This window comes from Streptomyces sp. SAS_270, assembly GCF_052543295.1.
Window position 1 is genome coordinate 1 of the sequence record NZ_JBMNDS010000139.1, and the last position, 13,910, is coordinate 13,910.

The 13,910-nt window shown below is 68.4% G+C and carries 12 protein-coding genes and 4 pseudogenes; 9 read left to right on the top strand and 7 right to left on the bottom strand.

From position 1 onward, the window contains the following. Positions 1-377 precede the first annotated feature (377 nt). A pseudogene (locus ACN6LB_RS44440) lies at positions 378-898 on the top strand (transposase); the annotation flags it as partial. On the opposite strand, the gene ACN6LB_RS44445 reads toward ACN6LB_RS44440, so the two are convergent. Then, positions 895-1,527, bottom strand: a complete 633-nt coding sequence (locus ACN6LB_RS44445; RefSeq protein WP_445030894.1) for a DUF4352 domain-containing protein — start codon at positions 1,525-1,527, stop codon at positions 895-897. The pseudogene ACN6LB_RS44440 and the gene ACN6LB_RS44445 overlap by 4 nt on opposite strands. A gap of 170 nt (positions 1,528-1,697) precedes the next feature. Here ACN6LB_RS44445 and ACN6LB_RS44450 point away from each other — a divergent pair. Then, positions 1,698-2,000: pseudogene (locus ACN6LB_RS44450) on the top strand (helix-turn-helix domain-containing protein); the annotation flags it as partial. Positions 2,001-2,227: 227 nt separating this feature from the next. Further along, on the top strand, positions 2,228-2,851 hold the full coding sequence (locus ACN6LB_RS44455) for an RICIN domain-containing protein (RefSeq protein WP_445030895.1): 624 nt from the start codon (positions 2,228-2,230) through the stop codon (positions 2,849-2,851). On the opposite strand, the pseudogene ACN6LB_RS44460 reads toward ACN6LB_RS44455, so the two are convergent. The 3 genes and pseudogenes from ACN6LB_RS44460 to ACN6LB_RS44470 all read right to left on the bottom strand — a co-directional run. Then, a pseudogene (locus tag ACN6LB_RS44460) lies at positions 2,848-2,952 on the bottom strand (IS5 family transposase); the annotation flags it as partial. The gene ACN6LB_RS44455 and the pseudogene ACN6LB_RS44460 overlap by 4 nt on opposite strands. A 440-nt stretch (positions 2,953-3,392) precedes the next feature. After that, the gene (locus tag ACN6LB_RS44465) at positions 3,393-3,584 is read right to left on the bottom strand and encodes a DUF6381 family protein (RefSeq protein WP_445030896.1); all 192 of its coding nucleotides are present in this window, start codon (positions 3,582-3,584) and stop codon (positions 3,393-3,395) included. 370 nt (positions 3,585-3,954) lie between these two features. Then, the gene (locus ACN6LB_RS44470) at positions 3,955-4,257 is read right to left on the bottom strand and encodes a cold-shock protein (protein ID WP_445030897.1); all 303 of its coding nucleotides are present in this window, start codon (positions 4,255-4,257) and stop codon (positions 3,955-3,957) included. 772 nt (positions 4,258-5,029) lie between these two features. Between ACN6LB_RS44470 and ACN6LB_RS44475 the strand changes: the two genes are divergently transcribed. After that, positions 5,030-5,524: an AraC family transcriptional regulator ligand-binding domain-containing protein gene (locus tag ACN6LB_RS44475; RefSeq protein WP_445030898.1), complete on the top strand. Its 495-nt coding sequence runs from the start codon at positions 5,030-5,032 to the stop codon at positions 5,522-5,524. Here the strand turns inward: ACN6LB_RS44475 and ACN6LB_RS44480 are convergent. Then, positions 5,472-6,722: a NucA/NucB deoxyribonuclease domain-containing protein gene (locus tag ACN6LB_RS44480; protein WP_445030899.1), complete on the bottom strand. Its 1,251-nt coding sequence runs from the start codon at positions 6,720-6,722 to the stop codon at positions 5,472-5,474. The genes ACN6LB_RS44475 and ACN6LB_RS44480 overlap by 53 nt on opposite strands. 35 nt (positions 6,723-6,757) lie before the next feature. After that, on the bottom strand, positions 6,758-7,174 hold the full coding sequence (locus ACN6LB_RS44485) for a hypothetical protein (RefSeq protein ID WP_445030900.1): 417 nt from the start codon (positions 7,172-7,174) through the stop codon (positions 6,758-6,760). A gap of 991 nt (positions 7,175-8,165) precedes the next feature. Between ACN6LB_RS44485 and ACN6LB_RS44490 the strand changes: the two genes are divergently transcribed. The 4 genes and pseudogenes from ACN6LB_RS44490 to ACN6LB_RS44505 all read left to right on the top strand — a co-directional run. Beyond that, positions 8,166-9,158 carry an immunity 49 family protein gene (locus ACN6LB_RS44490; RefSeq protein ID WP_445030901.1) on the top strand — a complete coding sequence of 331 codons (993 nt, stop codon included), beginning with the start codon at positions 8,166-8,168 and terminating at the stop codon, positions 9,156-9,158. Between the two features lie 34 nt (positions 9,159-9,192). After that, positions 9,193-9,600 carry a PH domain-containing protein gene (locus ACN6LB_RS44495; RefSeq protein WP_445030902.1) on the top strand — a complete coding sequence of 136 codons (408 nt, stop codon included), beginning with the start codon at positions 9,193-9,195 and terminating at the stop codon, positions 9,598-9,600. Between the two features lie 132 nt (positions 9,601-9,732). After that, positions 9,733-10,125 (top strand): hypothetical protein, encoded by a 393-nt coding sequence (locus ACN6LB_RS44500; protein ID WP_445030903.1) that lies wholly within the window; start codon positions 9,733-9,735, stop codon positions 10,123-10,125. 427 nt (positions 10,126-10,552) lie between these two features. Then, positions 10,553-10,681 (top strand): annotated as a pseudogene (locus tag ACN6LB_RS44505) (IS21-like element helper ATPase IstB); the annotation flags it as partial. A 200-nt stretch (positions 10,682-10,881) separates the two neighbouring features. Here ACN6LB_RS44505 and ACN6LB_RS44510 read toward each other — a convergent pair. Then, on the bottom strand, positions 10,882-11,475 hold the full coding sequence (locus tag ACN6LB_RS44510; RefSeq protein WP_445030904.1) for a TetR/AcrR family transcriptional regulator: 594 nt from the start codon (positions 11,473-11,475) through the stop codon (positions 10,882-10,884). Positions 11,476-11,907: 432 nt separating this feature from the next. On the opposite strand from ACN6LB_RS44510, the gene ACN6LB_RS44515 reads away from it, so the two are divergent. Continuing rightward, positions 11,908-12,942, top strand: coding sequence for a ketopantoate reductase family protein (locus ACN6LB_RS44515; RefSeq protein ID WP_445030905.1), 1,035 nt, complete (start codon positions 11,908-11,910; stop codon positions 12,940-12,942). The last annotated feature ends 968 nt before the right edge of the window (positions 12,943-13,910 follow it).

The window sequence follows — 13,910 nt, forward strand, 5'->3', positions numbered from 1 at the left end:
GCCGATCCGGCCGGCGGGGTCCGCATAAGCGTCGACGAACACGCACAGCTCCCGCCGCAGGGGTGTTCCCAGGCCGAGCGTCGGCACGAGCCGACGGACACCCTTCGCCGTGGTCAGGGCTGGCGCAGACACCGGACTCATCAGATGTCGCGGCGGTATCAAGCGTTCAAACTGCCGGCGACGCACGGGAGATACGCAGGCGACTGAGTCGGAGCGTGAGACGGTGAGCCGGTGCCGGGGGGAGGCGTGCCCTGACGGAGCGTCAGCCCGACGTATCGCGGCGGGGGTGTACCGCGACTCGTGGTCTGGAATCGAACACACCCTCAGGCCGTGGCGGCTCCCTGGATCGCGGGGAGGGCCTGGCTCAACCGCCCGGCATCGTGGACGGAACCCTCGTGCCCACCCGCGACCGCTCAATCGCCGAGCAGCCGAAGAACTGCCGGTACTCCACCGCCCATCAGGTCGTGACCGACGCCCACACCCGCCTGGTCGCGAGGGTCGGCCGACCCTTGCCCGGCAGCGGCACGAGTCCAAGGGCTGGGAGGAATCCGGCGCCAAGGCCGCCGTCGGCAACACCATGACCATTGCCGACGGCGGCTATCAGGGCACCAGCCCGGTCATTCCGCACTGCCGCCGCAAGGGCGAAGAGCTTGCAGCATGGAACGAGGAACACAACCGCTCTCACAAACGAGATCGGGCCCGCGTCGAGCACGTCTTCGCCTGCATGAAGGGCTGGAAGATCCTCCGCGACTGCCGGCTGAAAGGCGACGGTGTCCATCACGCCATGCGCGGCATCGCCCGGCTGTACGACCTCGCCCTCGCCGGTATAGAGAACGGGCTCGCAAGCCCAAGCGTCATCCCCGCCAACGCCAAGATCAACTTACGGGACAATCTTTAGTCGAGGGTCCACTTGCCCGTACGTGCGGGGTCCGGCCCGACCTTTTCCATCACGTACGTCACGGACGTGATCTCCGCGTCCTTCGGCACCTCGAAGACGATCCAGCCGGTGACCCGCTCGCCCGGCTTGATGATCATGTTGGGACCCAGGGCATCCCCGGCGGTGGGAATTCCTGGTTTGCCCTGATATTCCTGCCCGTTTGCGTCGACGACGTTCGCCCCTGCAAACCCTGAGTCTTGGTAGGTGCCGGTACCGGTCTCGACGATGGTGAACTTGGCGGCCACGAGGCGGTTTTCGGCGGCAGGCTCGAGTACGCCGATCGCCGACTTGGCGTGGTTGTCGAACTTCTCCAACGTGAAGTCCGCCTCGATCGTGCCCGTGCCGTTCAGGCTGCCTTCCATCCCCACCAGCTTCAGGGTGTCGCCGAGCTTGCCGACCGGCGCCTGTGTGCTGCCGGTGGTGGCGCCGGGCGACTGCTCGCCGGCTGGCTGGGCGGTACTGCTGGAGCCGGCGCCCTTCGTGGGCCCCGTGGGCCCGGCGTTGTCGCTGCCCCCGTCCGAACCCCCGCATGCCACAAGGGTGGCGGTGAGCGTGACGACTGCGGCGACAGCCGCGATGGAACGGCGCATGGAATTCCCCGTACATTCCCGATGGACCAGGTGAGTATGACGACTGATCCAGGTCAGTGTGTCGATGCCTGGAATCCTTGTGCGGATCGGTGGTGCGGGGCGCGACCGTTCTGTAACCGAACTGCACTAAAGCGCGTTGCAGAATGCTGTGATCTGGGCATTTCCCTTATATGCGTGGGGTGTTGAGGCCTGAGCCGTTGTGGGTGGAGACGTTCACGGGGCTGCGGATGAAGCAGTTCGAGGGATTGGTGAAGGTGGTGCGGGAGCGAGGTGGCGACGGGCCGCGTATCGGACGACCGTGGTGTCTGCCGCTGACCGGGCGGGTGCTGATGGTGGCGGTCCACTACCGGACGAACCTGACCATGCGGCAGCTCGCGCCGCTGATCGGGGTCTCGGCCACGGTGTGCCGGGTGCTCCAGCGGCTGCGGCCGCTCCTCGCGCTTGAGTCGGTCTCCCTTGGCCGGCCTGCGCCGACGAACCCGTCACGGTCACGCTCGCCCGGTAGCCGCGCCCGCTCGCGGCGGCGGGAACGAACTCCCCACCAGATTCGAGCTGGCCGACATCATCGTCACCCAGCGGTAGCGCCCGCGGGTATCCCGGGCGTAGCGGCTTCCCTCGGGCCGGCTCCTTGCCGTTGCGCGAGCCTGGCCGCCACACTCGCCATGTCGCGTGCCAGACGCCCACAATGGGGGAATCCGTCATGTCCAGGCGCAGGCTTTTTCAGGTGCTCAATGGGGCCGCTGCGGCGGTGTTGTCGGTGGTGTTCGTAGTGCAGCCCGCTCATGCGGCCAGCCCGGTCGTACTGACCAACACATCCACCTGGAAGTGCGCCGACCTGCCCGGTACCGGCGCGGTGCCCGCCGGCACTCCGGTGGCGCAGTACAAATGCATCAACTCCTACGACGACAACCAGCAGTGGACGTTGGTCCCCACCCGCACCATCGGGGACACGAACTACTACGAGATCGTCAACGTGCAGAGCAGGCAGTGCCTGGACCTGCCCGGCTACAGGCAGGTGGCGGCGACCACCCGCGTGTCGACGTACTGGTGCAACTGGGTGCCCGACAACGACAACCAGGAATGGGGGCTGGGCGGCGCCCGCGGCCGCGACGGCCAATACTTCATCATCAACTACAAGAGCGGCCTGTGCCTGGACGTGGCGGGCTGGGTCAGTGACGGTTCGGACCAGGCCAACGAGCAGCCGCTAACGGTGTTTGACTGCTGGCGCCCAGGCTGGGGCAACGACGGCGCCGACGATCATTATTGGTCGCTGTACGCCCAACTGAGCGTTTGGTCCGGGGATTTGTGTTTGGTACCGGCTTAGTTTCCGCGCCAGTTCAGGGTGGCTTCGCCGGTGGGTCTGCGGGCCATGAGGTCGATCATCGCGAGGTGGATCATGGCTTCGGAGCGGTGTGGGTGGACATCGCCGGGCAAAGAACACCGAGGCGGCATTGAGGTGCTCGTTCGTTGCTAACTCGGCGTTGTCCTTGCGAAGTTGCCTGAGTTTCGTTGCGTTCGACGATGGTGAGCCGGTCGTCTCGCTCGCAGCAGTCGGGCGATCCGAGACGCAGGAGCAACTGGATGAAGCGGCGGTTCGTGCGTCGTGGTGCCTTGGCCGCATGGCCTGGCGGGCGTACGAAGACAGGGGTGGGCTGACCCAGGATGGCGAAGTCCGGGTCGGCCCACCTCGGTCTCGGAGGTGGGAAGGTGGGGCAGTAGCCATCGGCACCGAAGACGCAGTACAGATCTTGCGCACCCTGACGGAGTCTTGTCGGCCTTGGCGCAGGCATAAATGACCGGCCGGTGGCCTCGCGCGCGGGAAGGGTCGCGGGGGTGGCCACCGGCTGGTGCGTGTGCAAGGGCTGTTACGCCATGGGGCGAGGGTCACCGCTGGCCGTGCCGCCTTGCTGCTCGCCCTGCTCCTTGAGCCGGCGGGCCTTGTCCTTGAGTCGCTGACGCTCATCCGGGTCAGTGGCACGCTCCGCGGCCCGTTCCATCTCCTGCGCCTTCTGCCGTATCTGCTGGGCACGACCGCCGGACTCTCCTGCAACGCTCATGATCACTCCTTGGGTGACGGGGAAGAACGGGCCACCAGCGAAACAGCGTGCCCGCACCCGCGCATCTTGAACGCTCACTCACCGTCATCCGGGGGCCGGGGGTGGGGACGGTTGGGACCACAGAAGATGATCACGTCGATGTCGTCCAGGGACGTTCTGGCTCGTGCACCGGCCAAGCCGTCGCTCGGGCACGGGGCTGACAGGAGCGCTTCTCTATCCGGTGCGCATCGTTGGCCCGGTACGGGTGCAGACGAGGATGCCGCTCTGGCGTGCTGTGTCGGCGGCCGGTGGGGGCGCGTCCTGGCTCGCGGCGGCCAACCGTCCCGTGCGCCGCTGGCCGGGTCGCGCCAGGCCCTCGTGCAAGGAGAGCTCATGCACCGTCGCATGCCGCGAGCCGGTCTGCGGGCGGACCCGCGTGGGTGTGCTCTGCCGATCCCTCTTCGCGCGGACAGCACGTCCCCGGGGGCAGTCGGTGGATGTTGTCGGCCCGGATGCCCGTGGAGTCCTGGGTGAGGTCGAAGAGCACCCGCTCGCCCTCGACCAGCGTGCGATCGGCCCGGCGGAGAATCGCTGAGCGGTAGGCGACCGCATCGGGCGCAGCGCCGTCCGGGGTGATGACGCCCACACCCCGGTCGGGATCGAACCACTTCACCACGCCGTTCGGCACAGGCACCCCCTACATCCACCAGCTCAGTTGGGGGTACCCAACTCCGCCCGCGCTACGGCAGCTCAACCGGTGCACGACCGGGCGCGCAAGGTATCCATGCTGCGCGCGGGTCACTCCTCCCCACGCCCCCCGCGGGGGGCGAGCCGGCACCGCGGCAACAAGGTTGTCCGACTATCGCATGGCCCCATGCGGTGCAGCCTCATCCGATGGGGGTATACCAGGACGAGGGCGTACCGCCCGCGTACGTGGGCCCGTTGCAGAATCATGGATTGCACCGTCTCTACCGGGCGTGTCCTCTGGGAGGACACGGGGCAACAGACGCCGTACTACGAATGCACCGGGACGTCCCAAGGGGACCCGCCCATCTACACCGCCCTCGTCAGGGAGTGGCAAGCCAGTGGCCGGATGCTTCCGGGTGCGCGGGACGCGCAGTGGGCTGCCCTCGCCTGCGTAGGCCCGGCAATGACCGGGCAGCAGCAGCACCAGCACCGGGCCGCGATGCCGAGCCCGGGCCGGTGGGAACGCGCCGTCGAACTGCCGTTGGGGCGCCAGCCCACATGCTGAGGACGCCGCACAGTGGTGCCCTTGATTGTGTAACTGGGGCGTCCTCAGCGGCGGGTGCGCCGGCCAGTCCGGATGGCCGCCACTGCGGCCGCGGGGTCCCGCGGTCGGCACCTCGCACGTCGGGCACCGTCGCCTCGTGTTGGCCTGGGCAGCGAGTCTTCCGAGCGCCAGATCAAGGGCCAGCTCCACGGCGGCGGGAACGAACAGCGCACCGGTGCCGTCGGGTGGGACCAGCCAGCGCAGCCGCCCGGCGGCCTGGTGCGGTGCGGGAACCCGCGACCTGCGGTCCGCGCTGGAACGCTGCGCCGCCTTCCACCGGCTCTTCCCCGGCGGGCCGGCGATGAGCCTGGAGGATTCGCAGGAACACGGCGAGGCGCGGATGGTCTTCGATCTCGCAGCCTTCGACGGCCCGGACCGCTACCTCACCGACTCGGTGACCGTGGTCGTGCACCGCTTCGCGGGGTGGCTGATCCGGCGTCGTTTCGCTGTGTGGCCGGTTGTAGGGTCGGCTGCATGGGTGAATGCGCTGACTTTGTTGCCGGAACGGTGTCTGTTGAGCGTTCTATTTTCGGGATCGACGCGAACCGGCGGACCGGGGAACCGGAGCGGCCGTTTTGGACGGATCTTCCGGTCGACCGAGAGCCCGTGCAGGTCAGTCAGAGTGCGGTGCTGGTACGCAGCGAGGCGCAGGAGCATGAGGCTGAGGTGACGCTGGCGGCTGGCCCGGATTTGTCCGAGCCTCTCGGCGCCGAATTCGAGGGCTGGGCGAATGGGACTACCACAGCGGTAGCGGAGATCTGGTGGTGTGCACCATCGACGGGCCCGAGTTCTCCTTCACGCTTCCCGCCGACAGCCGTTATCGGCTGCGGGTGTTCCGTGCCGGAGGCGCCACGGCCGCAGCCCGCTTCGGCGAGCTGATGGGCCACGAGGACCCGATCGCCGGGCTGGAGGCGTATCACTTCCTCTTCGTCCCGGTGGCGTGAGCCGCGCCTCAGGGGCCTCGCGGGCGACGGGAGGCCCCTGAGAGTGGGTCGGTCGACAGACATGCCGTAGGCGTCGCCGTCAAGGATGCGATCCTGGCCGTACCACTGGCTCAGCCGGGACCCGGCTGCCGAGTTGTCGGCCTGTGGAACGTACCGGACGGAGAAGTTGCCGTCGCCCTTGCCGGCCCCTTCCTTCGTCGAAGCGAACGGGAACTCGTCACACTGCTCGTCCTGGCCGTTCGTCAGCCCGGCACACGCGGCATTCTTCGCCGTCCGGTTCTGTGCGGAAGTCTTCTTCGACTCCGCGTTGAACTTCCGGTAGTTCCGGTGGAGCGGCTGCCATTCGCCGTTCCATATGTTGCCCGGTATGTCCTTGTCGTTCTTCTGTGGATAGGTCAGCTGCGGGGCGTAGATGGCGTCGTAGACGTGCTCGGCGACACCCTTGACCGCTGCATCGGTGCGGCTGTAGCGCATCACCGGGGTGATCCGGTCGAAGACGGCGCCCTGCTTGCCGTAGGGGTTAATGTAGGCGGCGGAGTCGAAGCGCAGCCCGCCGTCCGGGCCGTTACTCCAGGGAGAGGCGCCCCGGTTGCCATCTACCTTGTAGTGCGTCTGGAACGTGCAGGCGGCGACCTTGTCGATACGGGTCGTGTCGGCCTTCGCCTCGGGTGAGCTGACCTCGTATACGAGGAACTTGTCGCCCCAGGCTCCGATGTTGTCAGTGTAGGTGCGCCCGGTATCCATCTTGGCGACACAGGACCCGGGGTGCCGGGGGTCGCCGCCCGCCCCCGGGCGGATGGTCATCTTGGTCCCAAAGGAGGGGATGAAGACGCCGGAGGCGCGCAGGTTCTTGGTTTTGACGTAGATCCTGGCCGTTCGGTCACCGGCGAAGCCGGTACCCACCTCGATCTCGGTGAACTTCACCTGGCCTTCGATGCGGCCTCGGCCGTCGAGTTTCGTCAGGGTGTTGAACCCATGCCGGCAGAGTTGAAGTGGTCGAGGACCACGCCTTCCTTCGCGCTTCCCAGCGGGTTGGCTTCACAGGCGGCGAAGTCGATCGACCCGCTCGCGGGCTGCAGGGGCCACAGTGCGGCCGGTTCGGTCCCGTCCGCGGTATAGGTCTGGCCCCCCGTGCGGGCCAGTTCCTCTTCCTGCGCCACAGTGGTCGGCTGGTCTGCAGGCTCCTCCGTGGACGCCCCCGTGATATCCGCGGCCGCGCCGCTTGTCAGATGGCGCGCCTCGTCCTGACTTCCGACCACCAGGGGCGGTTCCGGTTCGGCTGAGCGCGTCCAGATGACGCGTCCTTCGCTCGTGGGCACCTCGCTCGCGGCAGCGGGATCCGGGCCCGCGGCCAGCCTGCGCGGAGCGCTGGTCACACGGCATGGGGGGCGTGGCGGTCGGGATGTGCTCTTTCCCGGGATCGATGTTCAGGTCACGGCGGTGCACGCCGCCCCGGAGGGGGCGTTGTCGAGGCGGCGGCCTGTGGACGCCCGCCCCACTGTCCGAGCTGCGGCCGGCCGGGACGCCGTGGGCACTCCCGCTATCGGCGTCGTCTGGCCGAACGTCCAGTCGCAGGAAGGCAGTTGGTGTTTTCGTTACAGGTGCGTCGGTTCTTCTGCGACCGGCCCGAGTGCCGCAGGCGGACTTTCGTCGAGCAGGTCCCCGAGCTGAGCGAGCGATACCGGCTCACAGCGTCGGATGTGGGCCGTCGCGACGTTCCTCGGCGGCCGTCCTGGCCAACGCCTTTGCCGGGCCCTGCAGTTCCCCACCGGCCGCACTCACCTGCTGGGCCTGCTCGCCGCGCCAACGATCCCGACTCAGGCGCCCCGCGGGACCATTCCCCGCCCACGCAAGATCACCAAATGGATCATGTTGCCCCGCGGCGCTCTGACGCGCGCGGAGGAAGACTCACTCCTGGCCGCCCGCCTGGCCTGCCCCGCCATCGCCCGAACCTGCGACCTCGCCCGCGCCTTCGACTTGGTCCAACATTGCAGTGGAGACCAGGTGTTGACGTGGGTGCGCGAGGCCGAGCGGGACGCCCCTGCCCCGATCCTCGCCTTCGCGCAGGGCCTGTGCCTCGACCTCGACGCCGTCACCGCCGGCCTAGCGGCGATCGTGGCCGTGTCCTTGGGAGAGGAGAAGCGGGTGGTGGGACAGGTCGCGGGGGAGGGGATTGAGCGCCGCGGGTGTGACTCGTGCGCGACGCCGGACGGAGGACTGGCTAGTGCTGAATTCCGTCGCTCATGCCGCGCCCGAATCCGCCGGCGTCTCCGCTCGCGGGCGCACTGCGACAGTGCTGTCAGTGCTGTCATTGCCCGTTGATATCGTGCTTCGTTCAGTCGTGGAGTTCATGAAGGGACGGGGCGCGTGCGGGATGTGACATGCCATCAGGTCGGTGGGCAGCGGTTGGCGGAGGCGCTGGACGACATCGACGGGCGGGCCTACACGCGGTGGCACTCGCTGCGGTACGGGAGCATCTCGCCGACGCTGATCCGGGCCATGGCGGACGAACTGCTCGATCATGTTGCCGCGCGAACGGTGACGGAGCCCGGGCTCGACGCCGCGGCCGGCGCGGTCGCCGTCACTGCCGCGGAGTGTGTGCACGGAGTGCTGAGCATCATGTGCTTCCCGAACGGGGACCAGGAACTCCGGTTCCCGCTCGTCGGGGAGCGGATCAGCACGGACCCGGACGACGACGAGTTCGGGGACGGGCCCATCACCTTCCGGGACGTTGTCAAGGAGGCGCCCACCGCGCGGACCTGGCTCGACATGTTCGAGATGTGTGTCGTCAGCGGGCAGGTGTGGGACTGGGAGCGGGGCACCGGGCTGCTGCTGCGCGGTGATTACGCGCCCGCCATCCGTGACGGCGTGCCCTACAACCGGTACAGCTCCGTCTCCGACCCCGCCGACCTCGCCGCCATGGACGCCCTGTGCCCCTATCTCGCCGAGGCGGCCGGGCATCTGCCCCGCGACTGGCCGACGGTTGCGCTGCGCAAGCCCGATGCCGGGGAGCGCGTGGAGGCCGTCCGGCGGCTCGAAGAGGTCGGCGACGCGCTGAGCGCGGACCAGCGGCTGCTTCGCGTACTCCTCGACGACGACCAGCACGCCTTCGAGGACGCCCTCGTCGCCCGGCTGGTCGCCTACCGGGAGAGCGTCGAGGCCGATGCCGGTGATCCGGCGCCCCGGTCCCTCCTGCCCCTGGGCACCCTCGCCCTGGCCTGCCTCGCCGTCCAGGTCCATGGGTGGGAACTCGGTGTCCGGTCCGGGTATCTGCCGTACGGTCTGCTGGGATCGCCGGAAGCGCCGCGCCGGGCGGCGGAGGGGAACCGGAACAACTTGGGCTACTGGGCCGCCAAGTAGGCCACTCGGGGGGCGGGGCATGGGGGTGACGGGCGTGACGGGTGTGATCTTGCGGGAGTACCGCGCCGACAGACGCGCGCGGCTGAAGGTGCTCGCGCTCATCGCGCTGATGCTGGCGTGCGGGGTGCTCGAGGTGGTCATCAACGACCTGCCGGGCTGGGTCGCGGCGATCCTGATAGGAGTTCTGACCATCGTCGACGGCGTGTGGGCCCTGTCCCTGTGGCGCGCCCGCACGGTGGTGCGGGCGAGCGGGATCGCCGTGGTCGGGGTGGTGCGGGTGCGCAAGTGGGCCTGGCCCGACATCCAGGACATCGTCGTGGAGAGGGACTCGTCCCCACCGAGGCAGCGCGTACGTCTGTGCGACAGCCAAGAACGGAAGACCACCCTGCCCCACGTCGGCGAACGCCATCTGCCGGATCTCCACGCCCTGCGACCCCGGTAGCCCCGCCGGCGCCGAGCCTCAGTCCGTGTCTAGGTGTCGTGGTAGTTCGCGGCGGTCTGGCGGCCGGTCCACCGGGCGTGGCCTTTGTAGACGCCGGGGCGGGGGAGGGGCATCCGGCCGGAGGGGCCGAGGGTGAGCTGGTCGACGATGAGTGTTTTCGGTCTCGGATTCGAGCGTGAGGAGGGAGTGGCCCTCGGCGTCGGACGGCGGGGCGGGTGGGGTGTCCCAGATGCGGATGGTGACGGTGACGTCGATGTCCGCTTGGAGGCTGATCAGGTAAAGGTGGTAGCCGTTGCCGGCTACCACCTGCTGCTCTGCTGCGTTTACGGCGGCTTCGTCGGCGAGGTGGGCTTCGGCGTCGTAGACCTCGACCGTGCGGCGGCCGGGGGTGGCGGAGATGCTGTATTCGATGGTGCGGTCGGTGTACTGAAGGCGCCCGTGGTTGTCGGACCTGCCGAGCAGTGTCCCGCTGCTGGTGGTAGGAGCGGACGACCCCGCGACACCACGCGCAGTCCTCGCAAGTGAATGCCGGGGCCGATACTTCGCCTACTTCGACTGGTCCTATGAAGACCACGAGCCGATCGGAGCGACGGCAGAGCAGACAGGTGCCTCTGACCCACTGGCGATGGGTCATGCTCCGGACTCGATGCGCTCCTGCCGAGTCCGCGTCACAACGAGCTGGTCTGGATTGTCGGCCGGCCACTCGGAACGAGCAGTGGCCCGGAGAATGGGCACACCACGGCTGACGTCCGTCACGATCGCTCGACATCCGGGTTGGTGCTCGACCTCGTCTCCGACGCCAGGCCGCTTGCTGTCAGTCATCGCCATGCCCCGCCGTCCTCGCGACGGAGACCCACAGCAGGCGCCGGGTGAGGTTGGTTACGTCGCGCATGAAGGAGAAGACTGTGAAGCTCGGCGTCTGTCTGCCGGGGCGGTTGGTCAGCTCCAGCTCACCGACCCGTGCCTGTGTGCGCCGGTCGTGGACCGACTGACCTTCAACGGGGCGATCATCCAGACCGGTACGGACTCCTACCGTCTGGCTCACACCACGGCCCAGGCCGAACGCGCCGAAGCCTGCTGACACTGGCGATTGGGCAGACAGATGCTCCTGCTCGGGTCCGAGGAGGGGCGCGTTCGGCCTCCCCAGGCCCCCGCCCTCCCTCGGCCGGAGCGACATGGGTCACTGCTCCGCGGCTTCGAGCAGGTGAGGGGCCACGCCAGCGCGCAGTTCGCGGAGGTGGGGGATGTTGTTGTAGAGGGTCAGGAGTGCTGGGGGCAGTGTCAGAAGGTCAGAGCGGCGAACGCTTCGTCCAGGAGGCCGGGCAGATCCAGTCGGCCGTCGGAGGCTGTCCAGTGGTCGAGGGCGACGTCGAGGCATTCCAGTGCCGCGGCGGCGCGTGCGGCGTGGGCCAGCGTCGTCGGCTCGGCCTCGCGGGTGCGCTCGGCGAGGGTCTTGGCGAGAGTCGGCCGCCAGCCCTTCTGCTTCTCGAGATGGCGCGCGCACAGCGCCGGGGTGTCCTGGACCAGCCGCGTGATCACGAGCGCGCTCTGCGGGTCCTGCCGATAGCGCTCCATCAAGGTGTCCAGTGCACGCCGTAGCGCGGTCCAGTCGTCCTCGGTGGCAGGGCGGGCGCGCAGTGCCTCCGCGACTTGCTCGCCGTGCGCGTCGAAGGCGCTGAGGACGGCCTCCTCCTTGCTGCCGATGTAGCGCAGGAACGTGCTCCGCGAGACGCCGGCGGCGGCTGCGAGGTCGTTCACGGTGACGTTCTCGTACCCCTCGCGGCGGACCAGGTCGAAGGCCACCTGGGCCAGCTCGGCCCGTACGGCACTGCGGGCGATGTCTCGGGTGCTGGTTCGGGTCACGGCTGGGGTCACGCCGCCGATGCTACTGCAGGAGTGACTCAAAATTGCAGTCCTGAACACCTACGCCTACTCTGACACAATGTTTCACATATGGATCGTCATTTCAGGAAAGCGCTCATGGTTCACACGCGTGCGCACAAACTCGACGTTCCGCGCCGGCACTACGGCTGCGCGAGCCGGGACTGGCCGAGATCTGTAAGGCCGTGATCTGCAGCGGTGGCGCGCTCTGCAGGCGGCGACCTCGACCGCTTCACCCCGGAGATGGCTGACTGCGCGTGTTTGATCCAGCCACAGTCATCACGTCCCTGCCCCCGCAATGCAGGCAGCGCGGTGCATCGAGGAGCACACCGCCCCGGCCGCCCGATGCCTGGCCGAGCTCGGCTGACTCCGAGCACTCCTGCATCAACCAGACCGACCAACCACTGTTCAACCGGAGGCATTCGCATGACCACCTCATCCGTCCTCATCGTCGGCGCTGGAGCGACGGGGCTGCCCGTCGGCTACCACCTCGGGCTGGGGGGAGCCGACATCACCTTCCTGGTACGGCCGGGCCGCAAGGGGGCGCTCGGCTCCACACAGCAGCTGTACTGCTACGACGACACCGAACTGAAGACCTTCGGCAAATACCGCGTCGCCGATGACGTGACGGAACTGGCGGGTACAGGCTTCGAGTTCGTCATCATCACGCTGGACGGCCATACCAGCCGGACGCAGGAGGGAACCGAGTTGCTGCGCAGCCTGGGCAAAGTAGTCCGGGCCTCCTGCGACGCACATGTCGTCATGTGCGGCTTCGGCCTCGGTGTCCGCGAGCACCACCTCCAGGCCCTGGGCATCGAGGAGGACCGGCTCAGTCACGGGTTCCTGGGCATGCTCAGCCATCAGGCCGCGGCCGACCTGCCCGTGCATCCGCCGACCAACCCGGCGACACTGGCGCAGGCGAGCGTTTGCTACCGGCATCCGGCGAACCGGATCGGCTTCCGCATCGAGACCGGCAATGCGGCTGCCGCCGAGCGGTTCACCTCTCTGTACGAGCGCAGCGGTCACTCGCAGTGTGCGCAGATCCCCCGAGCCGTCGACGACGTCTTCCTGAACGCCGCCGCGCCTGTGTACGCGGCCGGCGAGCTCGCCGGCTGGCCCGACTTCGCGACCCTGACGCGGGACGAGGAGCTGTGGAATCTGGCCTGCAGCGCCCAGTCCGAGATCATGACTCTCCCGCGCCACGGCGAGACGGGGCAACAGATGGCCAAGGCCATGGGCCCGCGCGAGACCGCTCAGACGCACCAGAACATCGAACAGGACATGCTGCCGCTGGACTACCAGGCGTTCAATCGATTCCACCATGGCGGCAAGGTCCGCGCCCAGGACGTCGAATCCCTGCACGACTGCCTGGCCGAAGGCCGCCGCACCGGCCATGCCATGTCGGCACTCGAGGAGCTGCTGGCCCGGCTTGAGGCAGCCCCTGACGACCAGGCACGCTGACATCTGCTTGACCGTCCGTGTGCCGGAAGGGCGATGGGTGGGGTGGAGTCCGGAATCCACCCGGGCTCCAGCGGCCGTGAGCGGGCTCGCCCCGCTCCTGCCCCGGCTGCGTCCACGCCGAGCCGGCCGATGAAATCGCCTACAGGCTGTCGGCCAAGCACGGCCAGGCTGTCGACGCGATTCACCCGCAGCGCCTCCCACCCCGTCTACCAGGCCATGCTCCGCGCGCAGCAGACTTCGTCGCCCGCTATCTGAGTGACCGCGAGATCGAGCCGGGCCTCAACCTCGTCTCGGGCTGGAACGGCGCCAATGACATCATCATCGGCAAGAGCGGCGATCTCTCCTCCAACCGCGGTGACCACCAAGAACTATCCGTACTCGCCCGCGCAAGGCCCGCTCCCGGGGAAGGGCACGGGCCTGCCGCACAGCCGAGCCGGCTTGGTTGGATTTCTTTGTGTGTGGTGAGGTCGTGGGTCTGGAGTGTCTTGGCCGTGTCGGCTTCGGCCAGCGTGAACGTGCTGCCGTCGGGGCGGTGCGGGTGGTCCTCCTGTACGGCGATGGCTTCGCCCGTAATCGCGTCCTGTGCACGGCTGACGTTGCCGTCGAGCATGCGGTGAGGGAGCGGCCTGAGTGGGAGGTGGCCGCGGAAGTCGCGGGCCGGGTCCTCGCGTTCGTCTCTGAAGTGGGCTGCGATCGGCTGTTGCAGTCGCTGCGCAAGGTCGCGGGCGCGCTGCAACGGCATGGCCGTGTCCCCGCGGTCGCCGACGGGATCGGGGAATGCCTCGCTGCCACCGCCACGGGAGGAGTACGGGCGTGTCCAGTACCCGGGGAGACGTTGTGGTCCGCACCTGCGGCCCTGGCCAAGTCCTGCCGGGGTGCCTGACTCCCGCTGTGGCGGGCCGTTGCCCTTGAGTCCGTCGCGGTGGTCTCCTGGGTGGTGGCCAAATAGGTGTAGGGCGGTGGGGGTT